Annotated in this window: 17 protein-coding genes; 11 read left to right on the top strand and 6 right to left on the bottom strand. The window is 49.7% G+C overall.

The window, feature by feature from the left end:
* Positions 1–231 precede the first annotated feature (231 nt).
* The gene (gene adh / locus DYD62_RS00260) at positions 232–1,752 is read right to left on the bottom strand and encodes an aldehyde dehydrogenase (protein ID WP_115225536.1); all 1,521 of its coding nucleotides are present in this window, start codon (positions 1,750–1,752) and stop codon (positions 232–234) included.
* 801 nt (positions 1,753–2,553) lie between these two features.
* Here adh and DYD62_RS00265 point away from each other — a divergent pair.
* From DYD62_RS00265 to DYD62_RS00280, 4 genes are all read left to right on the top strand, one after another.
* Positions 2,554–4,350 (top strand): sigma-54-dependent Fis family transcriptional regulator, encoded by a 1,797-nt coding sequence (locus DYD62_RS00265; RefSeq protein WP_115225537.1) that lies wholly within the window; start codon positions 2,554–2,556, stop codon positions 4,348–4,350.
* A 122-nt stretch (positions 4,351–4,472) separates the two neighbouring features.
* Positions 4,473–5,609 carry a tetratricopeptide repeat protein gene (locus DYD62_RS00270; RefSeq protein WP_132038583.1) on the top strand — a complete coding sequence of 379 codons (1,137 nt, stop codon included), beginning with the start codon at positions 4,473–4,475 and terminating at the stop codon, positions 5,607–5,609.
* Entirely contained in the window at positions 5,599–7,188 is a 1,590-nt protein-coding gene (locus DYD62_RS00275) for a GGDEF domain-containing protein (RefSeq protein WP_115225539.1), read from the top strand. The genes DYD62_RS00270 and DYD62_RS00275 overlap by 11 nt, the downstream gene beginning before the upstream one ends.
* Positions 7,189–7,465: 277 nt before the next feature.
* Entirely contained in the window at positions 7,466–8,065 is a 600-nt protein-coding gene (locus DYD62_RS00280; protein ID WP_115225540.1) for an OmpW/AlkL family protein, read from the top strand.
* Positions 8,066–8,240: 175 nt separating this feature from the next.
* Here the strand turns inward: DYD62_RS00280 and DYD62_RS00285 are convergent, their stop codons facing one another.
* From DYD62_RS00285 to DYD62_RS00305, 5 genes are all read right to left on the bottom strand, one after another.
* Positions 8,241–8,534, bottom strand: coding sequence for a hypothetical protein (locus tag DYD62_RS00285; RefSeq protein WP_115225541.1), 294 nt, complete (start codon positions 8,532–8,534; stop codon positions 8,241–8,243).
* An 88-nt stretch (positions 8,535–8,622) separates the two neighbouring features.
* Positions 8,623–9,942: a deoxyguanosinetriphosphate triphosphohydrolase gene (locus DYD62_RS00290; protein WP_115225542.1), complete on the bottom strand. Its 1,320-nt coding sequence runs from the start codon at positions 9,940–9,942 to the stop codon at positions 8,623–8,625.
* A 43-nt stretch (positions 9,943–9,985) separates the two neighbouring features.
* Positions 9,986–11,536 (bottom strand): putative bifunctional diguanylate cyclase/phosphodiesterase, encoded by a 1,551-nt coding sequence (locus DYD62_RS00295; protein WP_115225543.1) that lies wholly within the window; start codon positions 11,534–11,536, stop codon positions 9,986–9,988.
* The gene (locus DYD62_RS00300; protein WP_115225544.1) at positions 11,533–12,870 is read right to left on the bottom strand and encodes an HD-GYP domain-containing protein; all 1,338 of its coding nucleotides are present in this window, start codon (positions 12,868–12,870) and stop codon (positions 11,533–11,535) included. The genes DYD62_RS00295 and DYD62_RS00300 overlap by 4 nt, the downstream gene beginning before the upstream one ends.
* Positions 12,871–13,018: 148 nt before the next feature.
* Positions 13,019–13,432 (bottom strand): hypothetical protein, encoded by a 414-nt coding sequence (locus tag DYD62_RS00305; protein WP_115225545.1) that lies wholly within the window; start codon positions 13,430–13,432, stop codon positions 13,019–13,021.
* A 92-nt stretch (positions 13,433–13,524) separates the two neighbouring features.
* Here DYD62_RS00305 and DYD62_RS00310 point away from each other — a divergent pair, with 92 nt between their 5' ends.
* The 7 genes from DYD62_RS00310 (at position 13,525) to DYD62_RS00340 (ending at position 19,995) form a co-directional block, all read left to right on the top strand.
* Positions 13,525–14,613: an ABC transporter ATP-binding protein gene (locus DYD62_RS00310; protein WP_115225546.1), complete on the top strand. Its 1,089-nt coding sequence runs from the start codon at positions 13,525–13,527 to the stop codon at positions 14,611–14,613.
* A gap of 9 nt (positions 14,614–14,622) precedes the next feature.
* Complete coding sequence (locus DYD62_RS00315; RefSeq protein ID WP_115225547.1) at positions 14,623–15,558, top strand: ABC transporter permease; 936 nt, start codon at positions 14,623–14,625, stop codon at positions 15,556–15,558.
* Entirely contained in the window at positions 15,551–16,324 is a 774-nt protein-coding gene (locus tag DYD62_RS00320; protein WP_115225548.1) for an ABC transporter permease, read from the top strand. Before DYD62_RS00315 ends, DYD62_RS00320 begins: the two co-directional genes overlap by 8 nt.
* A gap of 189 nt (positions 16,325–16,513) precedes the next feature.
* Positions 16,514–17,572: an ABC transporter substrate-binding protein gene (locus tag DYD62_RS00325; protein ID WP_115225549.1), complete on the top strand. Its 1,059-nt coding sequence runs from the start codon at positions 16,514–16,516 to the stop codon at positions 17,570–17,572.
* Positions 17,573–17,618: 46 nt separating this feature from the next.
* A complete protein-coding gene (locus DYD62_RS00330) occupies positions 17,619–18,725 on the top strand; it encodes a VanZ family protein (protein ID WP_115225550.1) in 1,107 nt (368 codons plus the stop codon).
* Between the two features lie 134 nt (positions 18,726–18,859).
* Positions 18,860–19,039: a hypothetical protein gene (locus DYD62_RS00335; protein ID WP_115225551.1), complete on the top strand. Its 180-nt coding sequence runs from the start codon at positions 18,860–18,862 to the stop codon at positions 19,037–19,039.
* Positions 19,036–19,995: a choline ABC transporter substrate-binding protein gene (locus DYD62_RS00340; protein WP_115225552.1), complete on the top strand. Its 960-nt coding sequence runs from the start codon at positions 19,036–19,038 to the stop codon at positions 19,993–19,995. Before DYD62_RS00335 ends, DYD62_RS00340 begins: the two co-directional genes overlap by 4 nt.
* The last annotated feature ends 47 nt before the right edge of the window (positions 19,996–20,042 follow it).

Here is a 20,042-nt window from a genome sequence, read left to right on the forward strand (position 1 = left end):
TGAGTATTTGCGTCATTTTAGCTAGCTACTCAGTGCTGCAGCTTCCCCTTTTGGCCAAGGGGGAGTGAGGGGGATTCTTTTTGCATCAGCACTGCATTTTTATGTATGCAATGCCAAATCCCCCCTGGCCCCCCTTTTTCAAAAGGGGGAATACATCAAACATATGCAGAGACTTACGCTCTCCAGCCCCGCGTTAGGTGGTGCGAGTGTTTGATTTTTTCTGGCACGACTTTAGAAAAAGCCCAGCGCATCCGGGCTGTAGCTCACCAGCAGATTTTTGGTTTGCTGGTAGTGATCAAGCATCATTTTGTGGTTTTCACGGCCAATACCCGATTGCTTGTAGCCACCAAAAGCGGCGTGGGCAGGATAGGCGTGGTAGCAGTTGGTCCAGACACGGCCAGCCTGAATCTCCCGCCCCATGCGATAAGCCGCGTGGGTGTCCCTCGTCCAAAGACCTGCACCTAGGCCATAGAGTGAATCGTTGGCGATTTCTAAAGCTTCGTTTTCGTCTTTAAAGGTGGTCACAGACACTACGGGGCCGAAGATTTCTTCTTGAAAAACCCGCATCTTATTATGGCCTTGGAAGACGGTTGGCTGGATGTAATAGCCGCCCGCCAATTCGCCCGCGAGGGTGGCGCGTGCTCCGCCTGCCAATACTTTAGCGCCTTCTTGCTTACCGATATCTAGGTAAGCGCTGATTTTTTCCATTTGCTCCATAGACGATTGTGCGCCCAGCATGGTGCTGGCATCCAGCGGATTACCCTGCTTAATGGCGGCAACGCGGGTCAGTGCGCGGTCCATAAAGGCGTCGTAAATGGATTCATGAATCAGCGCGCGGCTGGGGCAAGTGCAGACTTCTCCTTGGTTAAGCGCAAACATCACAAAGCCTTCGATGGCTTTATTAAAGAAAGCATCGTCGTGCTTCATTACATCCGGCATAAAGATATTGGGCGATTTTCCACCCAGCTCCAGCGTCACCGGAATCAGGTTTTGCGCCGCATATTGCATGATTAAGCGGCCGGTGGTGGTCTCGCCCGTAAAGGCGATTTTGGCGATACGTGAGCTCGATGCAAGTGGCTTGCCTGCCTCTAAGCCAAAGCCGTTAACAATATTGAGTACGCCTTTGGGCAGCAAATCGCCGATCACTTCCATCAGCACTAAAATACTCAGCGGTGTTTGTTCGGCCGGTTTAAGTACCACGCAATTACCGGCCGCCAGTGCCGGCGCCAGTTTCCATGTGGCCATCAGCAACGGGAAATTCCAGGGAATAATCTGCCCGACCACGCCCAGCGGCTCATGAAAATGATAGGCCACGGTGTCGTTATCAATCTGGCCGATGCTGCCTTCCTGCGCCCGAATCGCCCCGGCAAAGTAGCGGAAGTGATCGATGGCCAGCGGCAAATCGGCAGCGCGGGTTTCGCGAATCGGCTTACCGTTATCCCATGTTTCTACTGTGGCTAGCATGTCCAGATTGGTTTCGATGCGGTCGGCAATTTTATTCAGAATATTGGCGCGTTCAGTGGTTGATGTTTTACCCCATGCGCTTTTGGCGGCATGGGCGGCATCGAGCGCCATTTCGATATCAGATGAATCAGAGCGCGGAATTTCGCAAATCACCTTACCGGTAACCGGGCTGATGTTTTCAAAGTATTGCCCTGCAAGCGGAGCATGCCATTCGCCATTGATGTAGTTGGCGTAGCGCGATTTTAATTGCAGTGGAAAACCATACTGGCCTGGAATCAGTGCACTCATGCTTATCTCCTGATGGTATGGGGCGATTTTGCCCGCGTACCAGGATATGAGCAGAAAGCGTGCCGGGTGAGTTTGATGATGCGGTGCAATATGGGTGAAATCATGGTGAAAGCTGGTGTAAATAGTTTGTATATTGCAGTGCGAGATAGACTAGAGGCATTATTTTTCTTTTTTACAAGCACTTAGGGTATATTTTACTTAGTTTGTTTGCTTACGATTGTTGCAATTTGCAACAGTGGGGCGGGAGTGGTGCAACAGCATTTCATGCGATGAAGCTTATTTGTAGGGCGGGTGAAGTCCGCCAGATTTACTCCCCCAATGCAAATAAACGGCGGGTTTCATCCCATGTGCGCTAAGCAAAGTCAAAAAGACCTTGTTAGTGCCTTCGGCACGTTGATTTTGGTGCGGGCGTCCCGCTGGACCTTCCTTTCTTGCGTCGCCAAGAAACGAAGCCAAGCGACAACAGCAAAACACGAAAGCCCCTCGCTGCGGACAGTGGCGTTGTGTCAACTCGCTTCGCTCAAACACGAATTGACGACGGCCCCACCCCGCTTGTTCCTCGCTCGGCGTGTTTTCAGGGGAAGGTAAAAGCCCAATGCTAAGAGCGTGGTTATTATGATATTTCTTTGTTTGCTACAAAAAAGTATTGCTTATCGGGTTTTGGGCGAACCTAGCCCCAGATGATTAGCATATTTTTTCTGTGTTCTGCTTTTAACTCCGTGTTCTTTGTGTCTACAGATCTTTTGTTTTTTTACTCAGCAGATCTTTGGTTTTCTCTGTGAGCACTTAAAGGAGCCTCCCATGAGCATTGTGCACACCACTGCCCGCCGCCAGTTTTTTGAGGAGGGGATTTGTCCTGTTGATTTGCCACCGCAAATTGTGGAGTCTTGGCTGCGTTGTCAGCAGCAGGGCAGCGCTGTAGGGGCGATTGAGCGTTTGGGTAAGGCGGCTTTGCAAGGTGCACTGGCCGAGAACGCGCAGATGCTGCGGGTGGCGCTGCCGGAGCTGGATGGCTTATACGAGCAGGTTTTGGGTACGCAAAGCGTGGTGTTACTTACTGATGCTAGCGGGCTGATTTTAAATACCACAGGTAACCCGCAGTTTATGAAAAAGGCTGAACAAGTGGCGCTGTTACCGGGGGTGAGCTGGGATGAGGCCACTAAGGGCACCAATGCCATCGGCACGGCGCTGGCTTTGCGGGAGTCGGTTGAGGTGCGCGGTGGTGAGCATTTTCTGATGCAAAATATCGGTATTTCCTGTTCGGCTGCGCCCATCTTTGCACCCAATGGCCGACTTGCGGGCGTGCTGAATGTTTCGGGTGATGCCCGCCTGCATCATTTGCATGCGCTGGGCTTGGTGCGTTTGGCGGCACAACAGATTGAGCACCGTTGGCTAGGCTTGGCGGGTGATGCGCACTGGCTGATGCGTTTACATCCGCGCGCCGAATTACTGGGCTCGCCCCGTGAAGGCGTGCTGAGCTTTGCCGGGGACATGCTGATTGCGGCCAATCGTGTGGCTTTACAGTGGCTAGGCTTGAGTTGGCAAAATTTAGGTCAGTGCAGCTTTTCTGATTTATTCGACGGCATTTTGCAAGCGCAGCCGCTGCCGCAAGCGATCTATAGCCAGCGAGGGCAACGTTTTTATCTAACCATCACGCCACCGAAAGTGGCCCTTGCAACCCCGCCTGCAGCCTCGTCTGTGGCTGCCAATAAAAGCGAGCTGCCATTTCAAAAGCAGCTAGATAAAGCAGTGAGGGTGCTGAATGCGGGCGTGGCGGTGTTATTGCAAGGCGAAACGGGCAGTGGAAAAGAAGTCTTTGCCCGGGCTTTACATGCCGCCAGTCAGCGCCGCAAGGGGGCGTTTGTGGCGATTAATTGCGCCGCCTTGCCCGAATCCTTAATTGAAGCCGAGTTATTTGGCTATGAAGAAGGCGCATTTACCGGTGCCAAGCGTAAGGGCAGCATGGGTAAATTGCGCGAAGCCAATGGCGGCGTGCTGCTGCTGGATGAAATCGGCGATATGCCGCTGCTGATGCAGGCGCGGCTATTACGCGTATTACAGGAGCGGGAAGTCACGCCGCTGGGAGGCAGCCAGCCTTATAGGGTGGATTTTGCCGTGGTCTGCGCCAGCCATCGTGATTTGCCCAAGATGGTGGCCGCGGGGGAGTTTCGGGCGGATTTGTTTTATCGCCTGCAGGATTTTATCGTTCATTTGCCTCCGCTGCGGGAGTATGCAGATTTGCTAGGTTTTATTGCCCGCCTGTGGCAGGAGTCTGGTGGCTCTGCACGGGGCGTACTTTTGGGCGATGATTTAATGGCATCGCTGGTCCGCTATCCTTGGCCAGGTAATGTAAGGCAATTATTAAGCCTGCTGAAAACACTGCTGGCTTTGGCTGATGATGGCGCATGTCTTACTTATGCAGATTTGCCTGAAGAATACCAAATGCCGGTTCTGAGTGAAGCCAGCTCTTTGGCAAGCAGCAGCCATGAGCTGATTGAAAACACCATTGCCCGCTTTGAAGGAAATTTAAGCAAGGCGGCAGCAGCCTTGGGCGTGGCACGCAGCACTCTGTACCGCCGGCGCTTTAAAGCAGGATAAAAAGTAGTGACGGGTTTTTAAAGTACAAATTTGCTGCACTAAGGTGAATGCTGAGAGTTTAGTTGCGCCTTTTATTGAAAATTAAGTCATACTATTACAATCATTTTTCTGACACATAACTTGTGAATAGTAAAGTAGATAAATCGACTAGGTGTAAGCCTGCAATGTGGGGCGAGCGCTTGCTGGCTGTGCGTCAGCTGGTTTGGCTTGCATCTCCCGATGCGCTGCCTGCAGCGCGCATTTTATTGCGTGATGCGCCTCAGGCCGCTTCATTGCAGGATGAAATGGTGCTACACGAGTTGATTTGCCGGGCCGCCTGGGCAGAGTTGCGTTTCCCATTAATGCTGCGTCATGCGCGTATTTTAGAAAAGCTTGCCGTAAGCTCGGGCGAGCTGGCCTGGCAGATTGAGGCGCAGCAACTGCTTGCGAATGCTCATTATGACCAGCGCCGCTATGATCAGTCGCTTGCCTGCTGGGTCAGCTCTTTGGAGCTGGCACAAAAAAGTGATCATTACGCCGCGCTTTGCGAGGCGTGCCTTGGGATGAGTAATATCCTGCTGGCAGATCAGCAGTATCAGGAGGCACGGCAAGTACTGGAGCTGGCGTGTAATCAGGCCATGCGCTCGGGCTTAAATCGATTGTCGTTTAAAGCAGGCCTCTACACCGCCAATTTTCTGGCGCAGCAAAATGATTTGCAGGGGCTGGCTCAGTGCCTAGCATGGCTGAAGCAGCTGCCGGTCGATGACATCGAAGAAACCCTGCTGATTGATATTGAAAACACCCGCGCCCGTTTACTTTGCTTACAAAATGATACCCAAGCCGCCGGGCCCGTATTGCAGGCCGCAACAGCTAGGGCTCATGCCTGTCGCTATCTTTGGGGTAGCCTGCAGGCTCAGTTAATTGCTGCCGACTTAGCGGCCACACGCGGCCAGCTTGATGTGGCCATAATGGCCGGGCATTGCGTCTTAAATGCCGCACGAGAGGCCAATGGCAGCCATTTTATCCCCCATGACTTTATGCTTAAGCTTGGCCGCTGGCAGGAAGAATGTGGCCTGTTGGATGATGCTTTAGCCACACTTGAGCAATGGCATATCAGGCATCGTGCTGATCTTTTGGCCCGGCATGAGCATAAACGCCGTATTGCGCCGGGTTTACTCCGGCAGCTGTCTTTATTGCTGCAAGTGATGCAGCTTAAAGACGAGAATAAAAATTTGCGCTCTCAATTGCAATCAAGCCTGGCGCCTGAATATGCAACTTGAGCAATTGCTTGAATCGCTTGATTTATCCCCCTTTGATACCCGTGAAGCGGCTTTAGCGCTGGCGGCGCAGTGTGCCGCTGCGGATAAACCCCGAGCTCTGAAGGCGAGGCATCTGGCGGCCAAAGCCTTAGGGCGGCGCGATACAGTGGCTTCAACGCAGGAGTATCAGCGTCTTTTGCCCGCCTTGCGGCGCTATCAGCTATGGGATGAGTATTTAGCGGCGCTTGATGAATGCGGCGGCCACGCGATGGTGCAGGGCAATGTGAATGAGGCGATTCACCAGTGGTCGGCTTGCCTTGAAGAAGCCATGGTGCTGCAGAATGGTTTTTTTGCGGTACAGGCCCTACTGGGTATCGGCAAAGCTTTTTGGGTTTTAAATGATTTTAAATCGGCTCATCATTATCACTGTCTTGCATTGGAATTTGCACTGCCTTTGCAGGATAAAGCCAGCTTGGCTGGCGCGTATCTTTGCCTGATTGCCGATATGCTGGCTGCGGATCGCTATACCGAGGCAGGTATTGCTCTTCGCCTTGCGCATCTTTCTGTGCTCGATTGTAAAAACCGCCATTGGCAGGCCGAATATTTATTATTTCGTGGCCGTGTTTATCTGGAGCAGAGGCAGCTGGCACTTGCTGAAGCCGATTTAACGGTCGCCCTGCTGCAATCCACTGCACTAAGCTTCAGCTGGGTGGCCAGCCAGGTGGAGTTTCAATTGTTTAAGCTCTATTGCCTGCGCCAAGACGGGCAGGAGGCCGCACAGCATCTGGCTAATGCTGAAGCGCAGGCTAAAGCCATTCAGGCAACATCTTTGCTGGAGCGCTTTGCCTTTGGCACCTATCAGCAGCATAAGGCGCAGGGAGACAGCCGGGAGGCGCTGAAGTATTACCGGATTTATTTAGAGTATTACGAACAAAACCACGGCAGGGCTTGTTTGCCACGTCTGGCCCAATCTACGGCAAGGCGTTTGCAGCGGCTGGAAAACCGTATCGAGCTGACGCAGCGTAAGCAAGAAAATGCACTGCTGTGCCAGACCCTCAATCAGCAGAGCGCTCAGCTTGATTCTTTAAGCAGAGCCGCTTTAAGTGATCCTCTCACAGGATTAGCCAATCGCCGCCATCTGGAGCAGCAGTTAGACCGCCTGGATCAGCAGGCCCGGTTACCGATGTCGCTACTGATTGTGGATATCGATTATTTTAAGCAGGTCAATGATGCTTATGGCCATGCAATTGGCGATTTAGTCTTGCAGCGTATGGCATCGGTGCTGCAATTTGCCTGCCGGAATAATGAGCTGATTGCCCGTTATGGAGGGGAGGAGTTTTATATCTTATTGCCGCAAGTTTTGTTTGCAGATGCAAGGCAAATTGCAGAGCGGCTTTGCGCCATGGTGGAGAACCACGATTGGGATAGTATTGCTAGGGGTTTGCATGCCACGGTGAGCATTGGTCTTGCCAGCAACAACGGGCACTGGCTGCCTTGCCGAACGCTCGCTCTGGAGGCCGATGCGGCTTTGTATGAGGCCAAAGCGGCAGGGCGTAATTGTGTGCGCTGGCGAATCACTTCTTCCGGATTAATGTCTTAATTATCTGAAGTTATATCATTGCCGTTTAAAACATACTACGCCGCTATATTGCGGTTTTTTTTGTTTTAAACAATATTTCGGATTATCGTTATTTTTTTGTAAGTAAATATCAAATTGCAATTGAGTGTTATTTTTCTGATCTGGCTCAAAATGTAGTCGTTTTTTGTTTGCTACATTCCACTCCCTTATTTGCGCGGCATGGCATTAATAATCAAAAAAGCCCTGCCCGCATCCATTCAGATACCGATTTGATTGTGGATATAATCCGGAGAAGAGTATGAAAAAGACATTCATTGCAGCCGCTGTATTAAGCTTGGTTTCTGCCGCTTCTTTTGCGGCCCAAGGCGATATCCTGACCCGTGTGCGAGTCATTAATGTAGCACCTGCAGACAGCACCGACGGCGCATTAAGCACATTAAATGTGGGGGCAAATTCAGCAACAACGGGTGAGCTTGATTTTACTTATATGATCACTAATAACATTGGTGCTGAATTAATTTTAGGCACAACCCGCCACGAAGTCACATCCAGCCTAGGCAGCTTAGGCAAGGTTTCTGTTTTACCGCCTACCGTCACTGTGCAATATCACTTTACCCCGGATAGTTTTTTTCGCCCATATGTAGGGGCCGGTTTGAATTACACCCGTTTTTATAATAATGATTTGAAAGTGGGCAATCAGGGCTTAAGTATTGATAACAACAGCTTTGGCGGTGCATTACAAATTGGTGCCGATTTTGCCGTCAGCAAAAACGTATTTATTAATGTCGATGTAAAAAAACTCTGGATTAAAACGGATGTGAGCCTGAATGGCACTGATTTGGGTACTTTAAAAATTGATCCATGGGTCTTTGGTTTTGGTGTAGGTACAAAATTCTGAGAATAAGTCATTTTTATCAATGACAAATTAAAAAATGTATTTAAATCGGGCTGATCAATTAATACATTTTTCAAGTTTATGCCGTGTGCCGGAATATCGGTACACGGCATTTTTTTATTTTACTGGCAGAAATTGGATCAAAAAAAGGGCATATCGATATGCCCTTTCTGACTGCTTATTCGGGTTTAAATGCCCGAACTTCTGCTTCATTTGTAAGCGGGGGAATGGGAGCAGGGGTGACAGAAGCAGTTGTTGGCACTGTAGCTTGCGGGCTGGGTTTGGGCGTGCTGCTTAAAGCATCAGCCGCCGCTCCGCCCACGGCGGCTACTCCGGAAACGCCCGCTTTACCCACATCCCATGCCACGCCTACGGCGGTGCTGGTGACGCTGACTGCAGCAGCACCCACTGCTACAACGGCACAGCCGCTCAGGCTAAGGGCGCAAGCAATGGTCAGTATTAAAGTTTTCATCGTTCTTTTTCCTAAGGCAGACCCGCTGGATCAGTCATTATTTAAATTAGGAGTCTCAAAAGTGGGGCGGTATTTCAGCCCGCCATGCTTATCGACCCATTCCACCGACTTGCTGCGCCAGATAGGTGGCGTAGTTATCGGTCATGCCACCGATAAAGTCGAGTACACGGCTGTAGCTGTCGTAGAGAGACCATTCTTTTTTGGGCGCGTTGTATTCCATCAGATCGAGTATCCGTTTCATTCTGAAACTCATTTGTGGCGATACTTTCTGCTGGTAGGCTGCGTTGCAAAAGGCGTTGAGCAGAATATCGAGGCAGGTAAAGGAGCCCACTTCGATTTCAATTTTGCGTCTTTCGTTAAAAATGCGGTCCCGGGCCAGCTGTTTGGCGGCGTTAATCCCATCGCGCATACTACTGGGGGTGACGTTGAGTAAATCACCCTGAAATTTGCCTTCCATAATGGCCGTGTAGTGCTGCATAAATGTTTCACTCACATCATGGATGCAGCGCTCTATGGCTTTACCACGCAGCAGCGATATTTTGCGCCGGGCAGATGGGGCTGCGGCAATTTCCAGCTCAAGCAGATCTTGTTTACCACCACAAATTTTAATCAGCAGCGGCTCAACCTGCTCGTATGCCAGCATGCCGATTTCTATTCCGTCTTCCAAATCAAGAATGGCGTAGCAAATATCATCGGCAGCCTCCATCAGATAGGAGAGCGGATGACGGGCCCAGCGATTTTTACCCAGCATGGGCAGCCCCAGCTCGGTGGCGATTTCTTCCAGTATGTTTTGTTCAGACTGGTAGCAGCTGAATTTGCCGCAGGGCGTCGCATCACTGGAGGTCCAGGGGTATTTTAGTGTGGTGCCCAGTGTGGCGTAAGTGAGGCGCATGCCGCCTTCAAAGCGATGGTTTTCAAGCTGGGTGACTACTCTGAAGCCCTGAGCGTTACCTTCGAAGGTCATTAAATCCAGTCGCTCATTTGCACTCAGGTTTTGAAGTAAATAAGCATGCTGATCACGGCAAAACCAATCACGAATCGCATATTCACCGGCATGGCCAAAGGGCGGGTTGCCAATATCGTGGGCCAGACATGCGGCCTGCACAATGGCTCCAATATCGTAAGGGGTAATGTGTTGGGGCAGAGCGTATTGCAGCCTTTGCCCGACAATCACCCCTAAGCTGCGGCCTACGCAGCTGACTTCAATTGAATGGGTGAGGCGGGTGTGTACATGATCATTTTCGGTCAGCGGATGAACTTGTGTTTTACGGCCCAAGCGACGAAATGGTGAGGAAAAAACAATCCGGTCATGATCTTTATGAAAATCACTGCGCCCCGATTCCTGGGGAAATAAATCATTGCGTACCGCGCCGAGTCGCTCGGCATTGAGCAGCTGTTGCCAGTTCATTATTCTCTTGATCTCGTGTGAATGAGGCTGAGCTCAGGCCTGCTTATGCAGGCCCGGAGTGCTGTAACAGCCGGTAAAACTGCATTAAATCGCGGGGGGCCAGAGGGCGGCTGAAGTAATATCCTTGGATTAAATTGCAATCGTAGGAAACCAGTAGCTCAAGAGTTGCTTTGTCTTCAACCCCTTCTGCTACCACGCTCAGGCCTAGGGTATGGGAAAGCTTAATGACGCTTTCAACAATATGTGAATCTATATTGTTCTGTGTAATGGTACGGATAAAGCTTTGATCAATTTTTAATTCATCAATGGGTAGGCGTTTTAAGTAAGACAGTGATGCATAGCCTGTGCCAAAGTCATCCAGTGCTAATTGACAGCCCAGCGCTTTCAGCGCGCACAGGCTGCTGATCGTGGCTTCTAGATCTTCGATGGCTGCCGATTCTGTGATTTCGAAAATAATCCGCTCACCGGGAATATTCCACAGCTGCAGCGCATTTTCAACTTCATGCACAAGCCGGGAATCGAGCAGATTGGAAGGGGTGAGATTGATGCTCAAACTTCCCTTGAGCCCCATCTTGCTTAATTTGGAAAACTCCCGCAATGCAGTATGGATCACCCAGCGGGTCAGTTGCGGCATCAGGCCAAGCAGCTCGGCAACCAGCACCGCCTCATCAGGACGGATTGCACCAAGCTCTGCATCCTGCCAGCGCAGCAGCGCTTCGGCACCTTTGTAAACAGGGCCATTGGGGCCGGGTTGAATCTGCGGCTGAAAGGCCAGATGAAAGCGGTTTTGTGCCAGCGCATCCCTGAGTGGTTTTTCCAGCTTATTCAGTAGACTGCCCTGAATATCCCGTTTAGCCTGATAAATAGATGGCTCTTCATTGCTGCATAGCTTTGCGGCTGTTTGTGCTGCCAGTATCAGTTGTTTGGCTGTTTGGCCATGATCCGGCCATAAAGCGATGCCAATGCGCGGGCTGATGGCCCACTCCGTCAATGATTGCTTTAGCAGTTTTTGTGCCCTGTCCGCCGCCAGCAAGGAATGCCCTTCGCCTGCCATATTGGGCAGAATCATCAGCAGGCCACCTTCCAGTGGATACAGTTTGTCTTCCTGACGCAGCATTTCATTGAGCCGCTGGCTTGCGTTTAGGCGCAAAGATTCAATATGGCCAAGCTCGATATAGAGCAGGGCAATATGACGCTCGGGCTGGGAATGCAATTTTGCATGCTCTAAGCCATGAGCGGGCGTGCTGGTTTGTAAAGGGGTGAGGGCCTGTATATGCTGCTGCGTTTTCTCAAGCTCGGCAAAACACAACCGGTTAATTAGTGCATCGGCTTCTGTGGGAATATGGTGCAAAATCAGCTCGCGCCAGCCTAATAAAAGCAGAGTCGACTGGTTTAAACCATGGGGGCTGAGCAGAGGCCATGGAGCAATGGCTTCTCCCTGAATCAGGGCCTGAAAATATTCATTGTACAGCGCTTCATCTGCGGGCTGGCAGTGCGCTTGCACCATGGCTTCAAGCTTGGGGATCAGTACATCCGGCTCTTTAAGCTGATAGCTGGCGAGCATAGCAAGGTCGATATTGAGGGGAGCTTTCATCCCAAGAAATACTCCTTAGGATCGATATTAAAGCTGCCCTGTGGCCATTCTCTGCGAATGCAGATTTCCTGCCCGGCATTCATTGCCGGATTAATCATTAAATCTAATAAATTGGGCCGGGCATGGGGCTGCTTATCTGGGCCTAAAATTAAAAGGACTTTGGGTTTGAGCCTTCTGCTGCGATTTTGCCCGGCCACAATGCCGATATCGCCACTACTTAGTTCAACCAGTGTACCGACAGGGAAAATACCGATGCACTGGGCAAATTGCTCCACCAGTGCGTGGTGAAAGTATTTATCGCTCCATTTATATAAGAGCTGTAAGGCGGAGTGATTGTTTTTTGTTTCGGCGTGATTGCGATCACTCGTCAGGGCGGTATAGCAATCCACAATGCCCGCCATACAGGAAAACAAACCGATGCTTTCGCCTTTTAATCCGGCCGGGTAGCCGCTGCCATCGATGCGCTCGTGGTGGCGCGCCACCATATCGTAGACATCGAGGGGTACTTCTTTAATTTGGTTCAGAATATCCAGGCTGTGCCAGACATGCGTTTTCATCATGGAAAACTCGCCCGGTGAATATGAGCCGCTGTGTTTAAGCAGGTTTTCTGGCAGTTTCATTTTGCCAATATCCAGCATTAAGCCAGCAAACCCCAGCTTATGCAGGTCTTCCTGTGGATAGCCAAGGTGCCGGCCAAAGGCCAGCATATAAACGGCGGTGTCGAGGGCATGCCCGTAAGCATAGTTGTCGGTGGCTTTGAGTTGCGATAGCCAGAGCAGGGCGCTGGGATTACGGATAATAGAATCCACCATTTCGGAAACAACATCATTGATGGCTTCTACCCTAGGTTGCAGATCTTTGCTGATGGCCTCCATCGCCGCTTCAATCACATCGCTGGCCAGACGATGTACGGCCTGAGCATGGGGAATTTCCCGCTTAATTGGCGTGCTGTCCGCATAAATAATAATTTTAGGCTCAACATAGGCCGTGTCTGCCTTGCTGTTTTTGCCCTGGGACCAAAGTGCAAAGCGCTGACGTAATTCTTTAAGCAGGGTGATTTGTTCTTTAATTTCTATGGTCTGGTATTGGAGGTGAGGGACAAGCGGCTCAGAATTGAATTTTTGATCGCTTAAAAATGCCCAGCGCTCTTTGCCACCCACCGAGCGATCTAGGTTAACCATAACAAACTTGCAGTATTCTTGGAGCTGTGAGAGTTGCTCAGGGGTTTCAAGCAGAAAGCCTTCCAGCAAAAAAGGCGTGTCCAGCCACGGGCGATCGAGTTCGCTGATAAATAAACCAGCTTGCAAAGCTGAGACGGGGAGGCGTGTTTCCAATTGTATAGGTCTGTGCTAAGGGTTTAGGGCTGCATATTTGGCTTTTGCTGACCAGGCCTGAGCCAGTCGTCTGGAGCAAAGCTAAGTATTTGCTTGCAAAGCGCTATTTGCCGATTGTAAGCAAGCACTTGCCCTTGTTTCAAATGCGTCATTTGAGTGATTGTAAATGATTCATAGCAGTATGGAATACTTGCAGCGATATCCGGCTATTATTTTTGGCATACAGATATTCGCTATCAAAGTATTGAAGTGCCCTATTGTGTGGATAAGTAAATATAGTAAAAGCAGATTTAATATTAATCGTAATTAATAAATTTATTGTATTACTTTTCAGTATTTCAAGGCCGCTCAGGCTGGCATCGCGCGCTTTATCGGGCGTGCGGAGCGATATGGCGTACTTTTTTGCATGCTGCCCGAGCTTATTTTCCCTGTAAATAATGCCTGTTTTCCTGGTTTGAAAGGGTGAAAAAAAGCGCCCTGAATTCGTGTTATCGCCCTTAGGCGCCGATTGAGGGGCATTATGGGCAATCGGTATTATTTTAACCCAATAAGATGTTTTCATTTTCTATGATGAAGGCTGGTTTTTGCGCTTAGAAAAACTCCCCCCGGGGTAAGTTTTTGTTAAAATGGCGACCGTTTTTTTGTGAGAAGACTATGGCCCTGCTGGAGATCCGTGACGTCGTAAAAACATTCGGCGATTTCACTGCCGTAAATCATGTGAGCTTGTCGGTGGAAGCCGGTGAATTCTTTACTTTGCTGGGCCCATCGGGCTGCGGCAAAACCACTTTATTGCGGATGCTGGCCGGTTTTGAACAGCCGGATTCAGGCGCTATTTTGCTTGATGGGCAAGATATGTCCATGGTGCCGCCTGAAAAGCGCCCGGTACATACTGTATTTCAAAATTACGCGCTGTTTCCGCATATGAGCGTGGCAGACAATATCGCCTTTCCGCTAAAAATGGCGAAGGCTGAAGCCGCTGAAATTAAATTTCGTGTGGCAGAAATTCTGGAAGACGTGCGCTTGCAAGAATTCGCCCATCGTTTTCCGCATGAATTATCCGGTGGCCAGCGTCAGCGCGTGGCCATTGCCCGCTCTTTGGTGAATCGTCCACGCCTCTTGCTGCTGGATGAGCCCTTATCTGCGCTGGATGCCAAATTGCGCGAGCAGATGCAGATGGAGCTGATCACCCTGCAAAAAGAAGTGGGCGTGACCTTTGTGTATGTCACGCACGATCAGGGCGAAGCGCTGGCTTTATCGCACCGGATTGCCGTGATGAATAAGGGCCAGGTAGAGCAGCTGGATGCGCCTGAAACCATCTACAGCTATCCAAAAAGCCGTTTTGTGGCTGATTTTATTGGCCAGTGCAATTTATTGGATGCCACGATTAAATCTGTTTCCAGTGAGCGGATGCAGGTTGAAATTGCGGGCGTGGGCATTGCTGAAACCCTGCCGGTGGCAGGCGCCGTGGTTGGCCAGAAAGGCACACTGAGCTTGCGCCCTGAGAAAATCAAACTGGCTGCCAGCCTAGATAATACAGATGCAGATGAAGTGCACTTTAAGGGAACGGTTGAAAACTGCCTTTACCTTGGAGACGTCACTATTTATATCGTGAAATTAGATAATGGCATCTTGGTTGAGGCCATGCTGCCTAACTCTGCAGCGGGCCGCGCCAAATTCTTTGATGACAATGATGCAGTAGAGCTGGCATGGCGTTATGACGCTGGCCACTTTTTGCTGTCTTAAGGGGGCGAGATGTCCAAAGTAAAATCGCCAGGCTTGGCGAAGTGGCTGATTTCTGGCCCGCCGCTCTTATATCTGCTGATCTTTTTTGCCGTGCCTACGCTGATGATGATTTTTTCAGCGTTTCGCTTTCCGGGTGAATATGGCGGGCTGATGCCGCTGGTGGATATCAACCCGGATACCGGCGCACGCGAGCTTTTAATTAATTCACAGAACTGGCGTGATTTTTTAACGCTGGAAAACTTCAGTCGTTTTTTTGAAGACGGGGTTTATGTTGAATTATTTATTAAATCATTCTGGTACGCAGGCTTAACTACGCTGTTTTGTATCATTCTGGCTTATCCGCTGGCGTGGCTGATTGCGCGCAGCCCAAAGAAATACCGTGATTTATTAGTATTGCTGGTGATTTTGCCATTCTGGAGTAATTTCTTAATTCGCGTCTATGCGTGGATGATTATTCTGGGGCCGCAGGGCTATTTTGCCATGACGGTAAATAGCGTATTAGCCTGGTTTGGCATTGGACCGCAGCAGTTTCTGTTTACCCATTTTGCGGTGATTGTGGTGCTGGTGTATGTGCATTTACCGTTTATGGTTTTACCGCTCTATGCCAATTTAGAAAAGCACGATATGGCGCTATTAGATGCTGCGCAAGATTTGGGCGCATCGGCATGGCAGCGTTTCTGGCGGATTACCTGGCCATTATCCCTGCCGGGTGTTTGGGCAGGCGCGGCTTTAGTGTTTATTCCGGCTCTGGGCATGTTTGCCGTGCCTGATCTGGTGGGCGGCACCGATGGCATTATGGTGGGTAATTTAATTAAACAGCAGTTTTTAGATAGCCGTGACTGGCCATTTGGCTCGACCTTGTCAATTATGCTCACGGGTGGGGTGTTACTGCTGGCGGTATTGGCGACCTTGATTAGTCGTGGAAGGAAAAAACAACATGACTAAGCAAAGTAAATGGCTATGGGCCGTGGCCCTATTAACCTATGGTTTTTTGTATTTACCGCTTGTAATTGTGGTGATGTATTCCTTTAATGATTCACGCTTAAATGCGGAATGGGTAGGTTTTACATTTAAGTGGTATCAGATTTTATTTAATGATGAGCAAATGCTGCTTGCTGCGCGTAACTCCTTATTAATTGGGGTGATTACCAGCTTCTTTGCCACTATTTTTGGCACTTTAGCGGGCATGGCAATGTATAAATACAAGCTGCGTCTTTTACCTGTGTTAGTGCTCACGCCGATCGCAATCCCTGAAATATTAATGGGCGTATCGCTGTTAATGTTTTTTGTGATGCTGAATATGACGCTGGGTTTGTTTTCGGTCACGCTGGCGCATATTGCTTTTTGCATTGGTTTTGTGGCGATTGTGGTGCGTTCCCGTTTGCAGGGTATGGATGAAGCCTTGGTAGAGGCTGCACGTGATCTGGGTGCAACGCCATTACAAGCATTTCGCTTAATTACCATGCCTTTAATTATGCCGGGGATTATTGCCGGAGCCCTGATGGCATTCACTTTATCGATTGATGATTTTGTGATTACCTTCTTTACTGCCGGGGCAGGTGCTTCTACCTTACCGTTGCAAATTTATTCGATGATCAGAATTGCCGTTACACCAGAAGTAAATGCGATTTCTACTTTACTAATGTTACTCACTCTGGCTTTGATTCTGATTGCTGGTAAATTAGCGCCAGGCGCTTTGAGGGCGAAGTAATTTATATTTGAGTAGGGTGGGCGCGTATTGCCTGCCTTCGCTCTTTCAGTGCCATGTTATGTGCGGATGTTCTGGTTTTTTATGCCTATGGCAGATCAGCAACATTTGCACTGGCGCTTGAAATGAATTGTACAAAATAAGGCATAATCAGCGGGTCTTTTTATTCAACTGCTTTGGAGTGTTTGAGACATGAAGAAATTATTATTCACGCTTTTACTGGCAGCCAATATGGCTAATGCCGAAGAAGTGCTCCACGTTTACAACTGGAACAATTATATTGCGCCAGAAACGGTCAAACGCTTCCAGGCAGAATGTAAATGCCGCGTAGTGCAGGATTATTACGGTGCTATGGAAGAAATGCTGGCCAAGCTTAGCGCAGGTGCTAAAGGCTACGACGTGGTCGTGCCTACTGGTTTTGCAATGCCGCCTTTGATTAAGCAGAGCATGGTGCAGCCGCTGGATAAATCTAAGCTTACTAATATCAAAAATGTGAATCCAACATTTTTAAATAGTCAGTTTGATCCGGGCAATCAATTCTCTCTGCCTTATTCCTTTACCACCACCTTGCTGGGTTTTAATCAAACCAAGTTAAAAGAACTGGGTATTGAGCCAAACTCTTGGTCAGTGATTTTTGATCCGGCGATCTTGGCAAAAATTAAAGGCAAGGTTACGGTACTGGATGATGCGAATGAGTTATTTGCCGCATCCCTGATGTATAACGGTTTTTCTCCAAACTCTACCAAGCCGGAAGAATGGAAAAAAGCGCAAGAAACCATTATTAAAGCCAAGCCATTCTGGGCCGCGTTTAATTCACAAAGCTATATCAAGGAATTAACGCTGGGCAATATCTGGGTAGCCCATGGTTATTCTAGCGATATGTTCCAAGCAGCCACAGACGCTAAAACAGCCAAGCGTGCCTTTGCCGTCAGCTACGGTCTGCAAAAAGAAGGTAACACCCTATCTGTGGATAATATGATGGTGCTCAAATCAGCGCCTCGCCCAGATCTCGCGCATAAGTTTGTTAACTTTATGCTGGAAGGTAAAAATTCGAGTGAGCTGACGAATATGGTGGGTACGGGCAATCCAAATAGCGCAGCTGCGCCTTTTGTGAATGCGGAAATGAAAAAGAATACGGCCGTATTCCCGGATGAAGCTGCATTAAAGAAACTGCAGCAGCTTAAACCGCTTGATGCCAAGCAACGCCGCGATTTAAGCCGTTTGTGGACTCAAGTTAAAACCTCTAAATAAGGGGCAATAAGGAGAGCTGCAATGATGCGGCTCTCCCTTTCTTTGAATGAGACATTCCCTCACCATCAGTTATCTCGCCCGGCAGATTGCCCCGACCAGAGTGCCTCGTTACATTGCATTCTGCTTGGTTTTGGTGATTCTGGTGGTTAGCCTCTATCCCTTTAGTGGCTGGCGTTTTACAGGGGAGCCTATCTGGGCTTTTTATGCCTATCCTCTGCCTTACTATTTCACCTTTTTTGATAACAGCATTAATGTGCTGGCCTATTTGCCTCTGGGTTTTAGCCTCGCTATTTCTTTTCGCCACCTTCGCTATGGCAGCTTTTTAGCGGCATTGTCGGGGCTGGCTTTGTCGTCAACAGTCGAGTTTATTCAGCAATTTCTGCCTGGCCGTGTGGCTTCTAATCTGGATATTCTAAGTAATAGCTTTGGCGCACTGCTGGGCGTGCTGCTGGCGCTGATTTTAGGAAACCGTTACTGGCAAAACCGCTGGCTGGCTGCCCGCCACGCTTGGTTTGCACCTGGGCCAGCAGTGGAGTGGGGCACAACTTGGTTGGTACTGTGGTTTATTACCCAGCTGGATCCATCCCAGCCTTTTTTGGGCGTAGTGGTTGAATCTCCCGGCCTGCCCCAGCCTTTTGAATCGCCGATGCAAAATGCCAAGCTGTTTTTAAGGCTGCTGGAAGGCGGTGGCATGATGTTGCACTTTTTGGGCGTGGCTTTGTTTGTTTCGGTCCTGGTGCGCCACACTTGGCAAAGCCCGAAGGCGATCCGCTTTACCCTGCTGACTGCTTTACTGCTTAAGCTGGGTTTTGCCGGGCTCTTGCTCAAACCCGCTCAGTTTTTTGCGTGGATTAATATCAATATCGTGGTGGGAGGCCTGCTGGGCACGCTGGCCTTAGTACTGCTGTGGCGATTAAACCGGCGACTGAGGGCCTTAGTGGGGGCGCTGGCGCTGATCGCTACCTTGGTAATTGGCTGGTTTTGGCCGCTGACCCCTCAGCTATCGGCCACCTTGCCGCTGTTCCGCTGGCATTACGGGCATTTGCTGCATTTCAATGGCCTGTCGGCGGTTATCAGTGATCTGTGGCCCTATGGCGCAATTGCTTTGCTGCTGTGGTTGTCAATTCGCGCACCGCGAGAAGAATCCTGGTAAACCGGGTGAGATGTTTTTAGTTATTCAGCCGTTTTTATAGCGTCTTTATACGGCCACTCCATTTATTTACCTCATTTTTACAAGCAGACCTTTAGCATTCATACATACATTTTCCTTCTGGAAGGATGAGTGCGATGAGTCTGCTTTATGGTTCGATGGTCAATACGCGTCGTGAAGACGTTCCCCAAGCTGCACCAGTGCGTTTTATGCTGGTTTCGCGCTTTAGCGCTGGCTCGGCGGGTGCTGCTCCTGAACTAAAGCCGGTTTTGCAAAAGTTATGCCGCTTTATCGTGGCAAAGTTGCGCCAATTATGATTAAGCCGCGCTTACTTTTATCTACTCTCTTATTTACCAGCGTTGCAGGCTATGCCGCTGAGCCCGCTGCCTGTAAAACGGTGCGTTTTTCTGATGTGGGCTGGACAGATGTCACTGCAACGACAGCACTCACCAGCGAGATGCTTGCCGCGCTGGGCTATCAGTCCGAAATTAAAATGCTCTCTGTGCCCGTTACCTTTCACGCGATGCAAACGCAGGATATCGACGTTTTTCTGGGCAATTGGATGCCCACGATGAAAAACGACATCGATCCATATTTAAAAAATGGCAGTGTAGAAGTGCTTCGCACCAATCTGACGGGCGCTAAATACACACTGGCTGTGCCTGAATACGTGTATCAGGCTGGGGTGCGTCGTTTTAGTGATATCGCCAAGTTTTCTGATCGCTTTGCCAAACGCATTTATGGCATTGAAGCGGGCAACGATGGTAATCGCCTGATCAGCAGCATGATTAAAGATAAAGCCTTTGGTTTGCAGGATTTCAAATTGGTGGAATCCAGCGAAGCGGGCATGCTTACCCAGGTTAAACGCGCGGCCATGAAGCAGCAATGGGTGGTGTTTTTGGGCTGGGAGCCGCACCCGATGAACCGCAATTTAAAATTGCGCTATCTGGAAGGCGGCGATGCTTATTTCGGGCCTAATCTGGGCGGCGCGACCGTGCATACCACCACCCGCTCTACTTACGCAAAGCAATGCCCTAATGTTGGCCGTCTGCTGAAAAATATCTCATTCAGCACTGATATTGAAAACAAGCTGATGGGGCAGATTCTGGATCAGAAGCAGGACGCTAAAGTAGCGGCCCGTCAGTGGCTGAGCCAAAATCCGGCCATCTGGACGCCTTGGTTAAGCGGGGTAAATAGTTTTAACGGCCAGCCTGCTGTTCCGGTATTAAAAGCCTGGTTGAATCAATCTGCCGTGGTGTCGGATGCTCGCTAGGATGAGGGCGTATTTAAGGGGGCAATCCACCGCAGCTGCTGGGCAAA

The sequence above is a fragment of the Iodobacter fluviatilis genome, assembly GCF_900451195.1.
Taxonomy (GTDB): Bacteria; Pseudomonadota; Gammaproteobacteria; order Burkholderiales; family Chitinibacteraceae; genus Iodobacter; species Iodobacter fluviatilis.

Coding starts and splice junctions, on each gene's coding strand:
- adh (WP_115225536.1), bottom strand. CDS start 1,752: ATGAGTGCACTGATTCCAGGCCAGTATGGTTTTCCACTGCAATTAAAA.
- DYD62_RS00265 (WP_115225537.1), top strand. CDS start 2,554: ATGAGCATTGTGCACACCACTGCCCGCCGCCAGTTTTTTGAGGAGGGG.
- DYD62_RS00275 (WP_115225539.1), top strand. CDS start 5,599: ATGCAACTTGAGCAATTGCTTGAATCGCTTGATTTATCCCCCTTTGAT.
- DYD62_RS00280 (WP_115225540.1), top strand. CDS start 7,466: ATGAAAAAGACATTCATTGCAGCCGCTGTATTAAGCTTGGTTTCTGCC.
- DYD62_RS00285 (WP_115225541.1), bottom strand. CDS start 8,534: ATGAAAACTTTAATACTGACCATTGCTTGCGCCCTTAGCCTGAGCGGC.
- DYD62_RS00290 (WP_115225542.1), bottom strand. CDS start 9,942: ATGAACTGGCAACAGCTGCTCAATGCCGAGCGACTCGGCGCGGTACGC.
- DYD62_RS00295 (WP_115225543.1), bottom strand. CDS start 11,536: ATGAAAGCTCCCCTCAATATCGACCTTGCTATGCTCGCCAGCTATCAG.
- DYD62_RS00305 (WP_115225545.1), bottom strand. CDS start 13,432: ATGAAAACATCTTATTGGGTTAAAATAATACCGATTGCCCATAATGCC.
- DYD62_RS00310 (WP_115225546.1), top strand. CDS start 13,525: ATGGCCCTGCTGGAGATCCGTGACGTCGTAAAAACATTCGGCGATTTC.
- DYD62_RS00315 (WP_115225547.1), top strand. CDS start 14,623: ATGTCCAAAGTAAAATCGCCAGGCTTGGCGAAGTGGCTGATTTCTGGC.
- DYD62_RS00320 (WP_115225548.1), top strand. CDS start 15,551: ATGACTAAGCAAAGTAAATGGCTATGGGCCGTGGCCCTATTAACCTAT.
- DYD62_RS00325 (WP_115225549.1), top strand. CDS start 16,514: ATGAAGAAATTATTATTCACGCTTTTACTGGCAGCCAATATGGCTAAT.
- DYD62_RS00330 (WP_115225550.1), top strand. CDS start 17,619: ATGAGACATTCCCTCACCATCAGTTATCTCGCCCGGCAGATTGCCCCG.
- DYD62_RS00335 (WP_115225551.1), top strand. CDS start 18,860: ATGAGTCTGCTTTATGGTTCGATGGTCAATACGCGTCGTGAAGACGTT.
- DYD62_RS00340 (WP_115225552.1), top strand. CDS start 19,036: ATGATTAAGCCGCGCTTACTTTTATCTACTCTCTTATTTACCAGCGTT.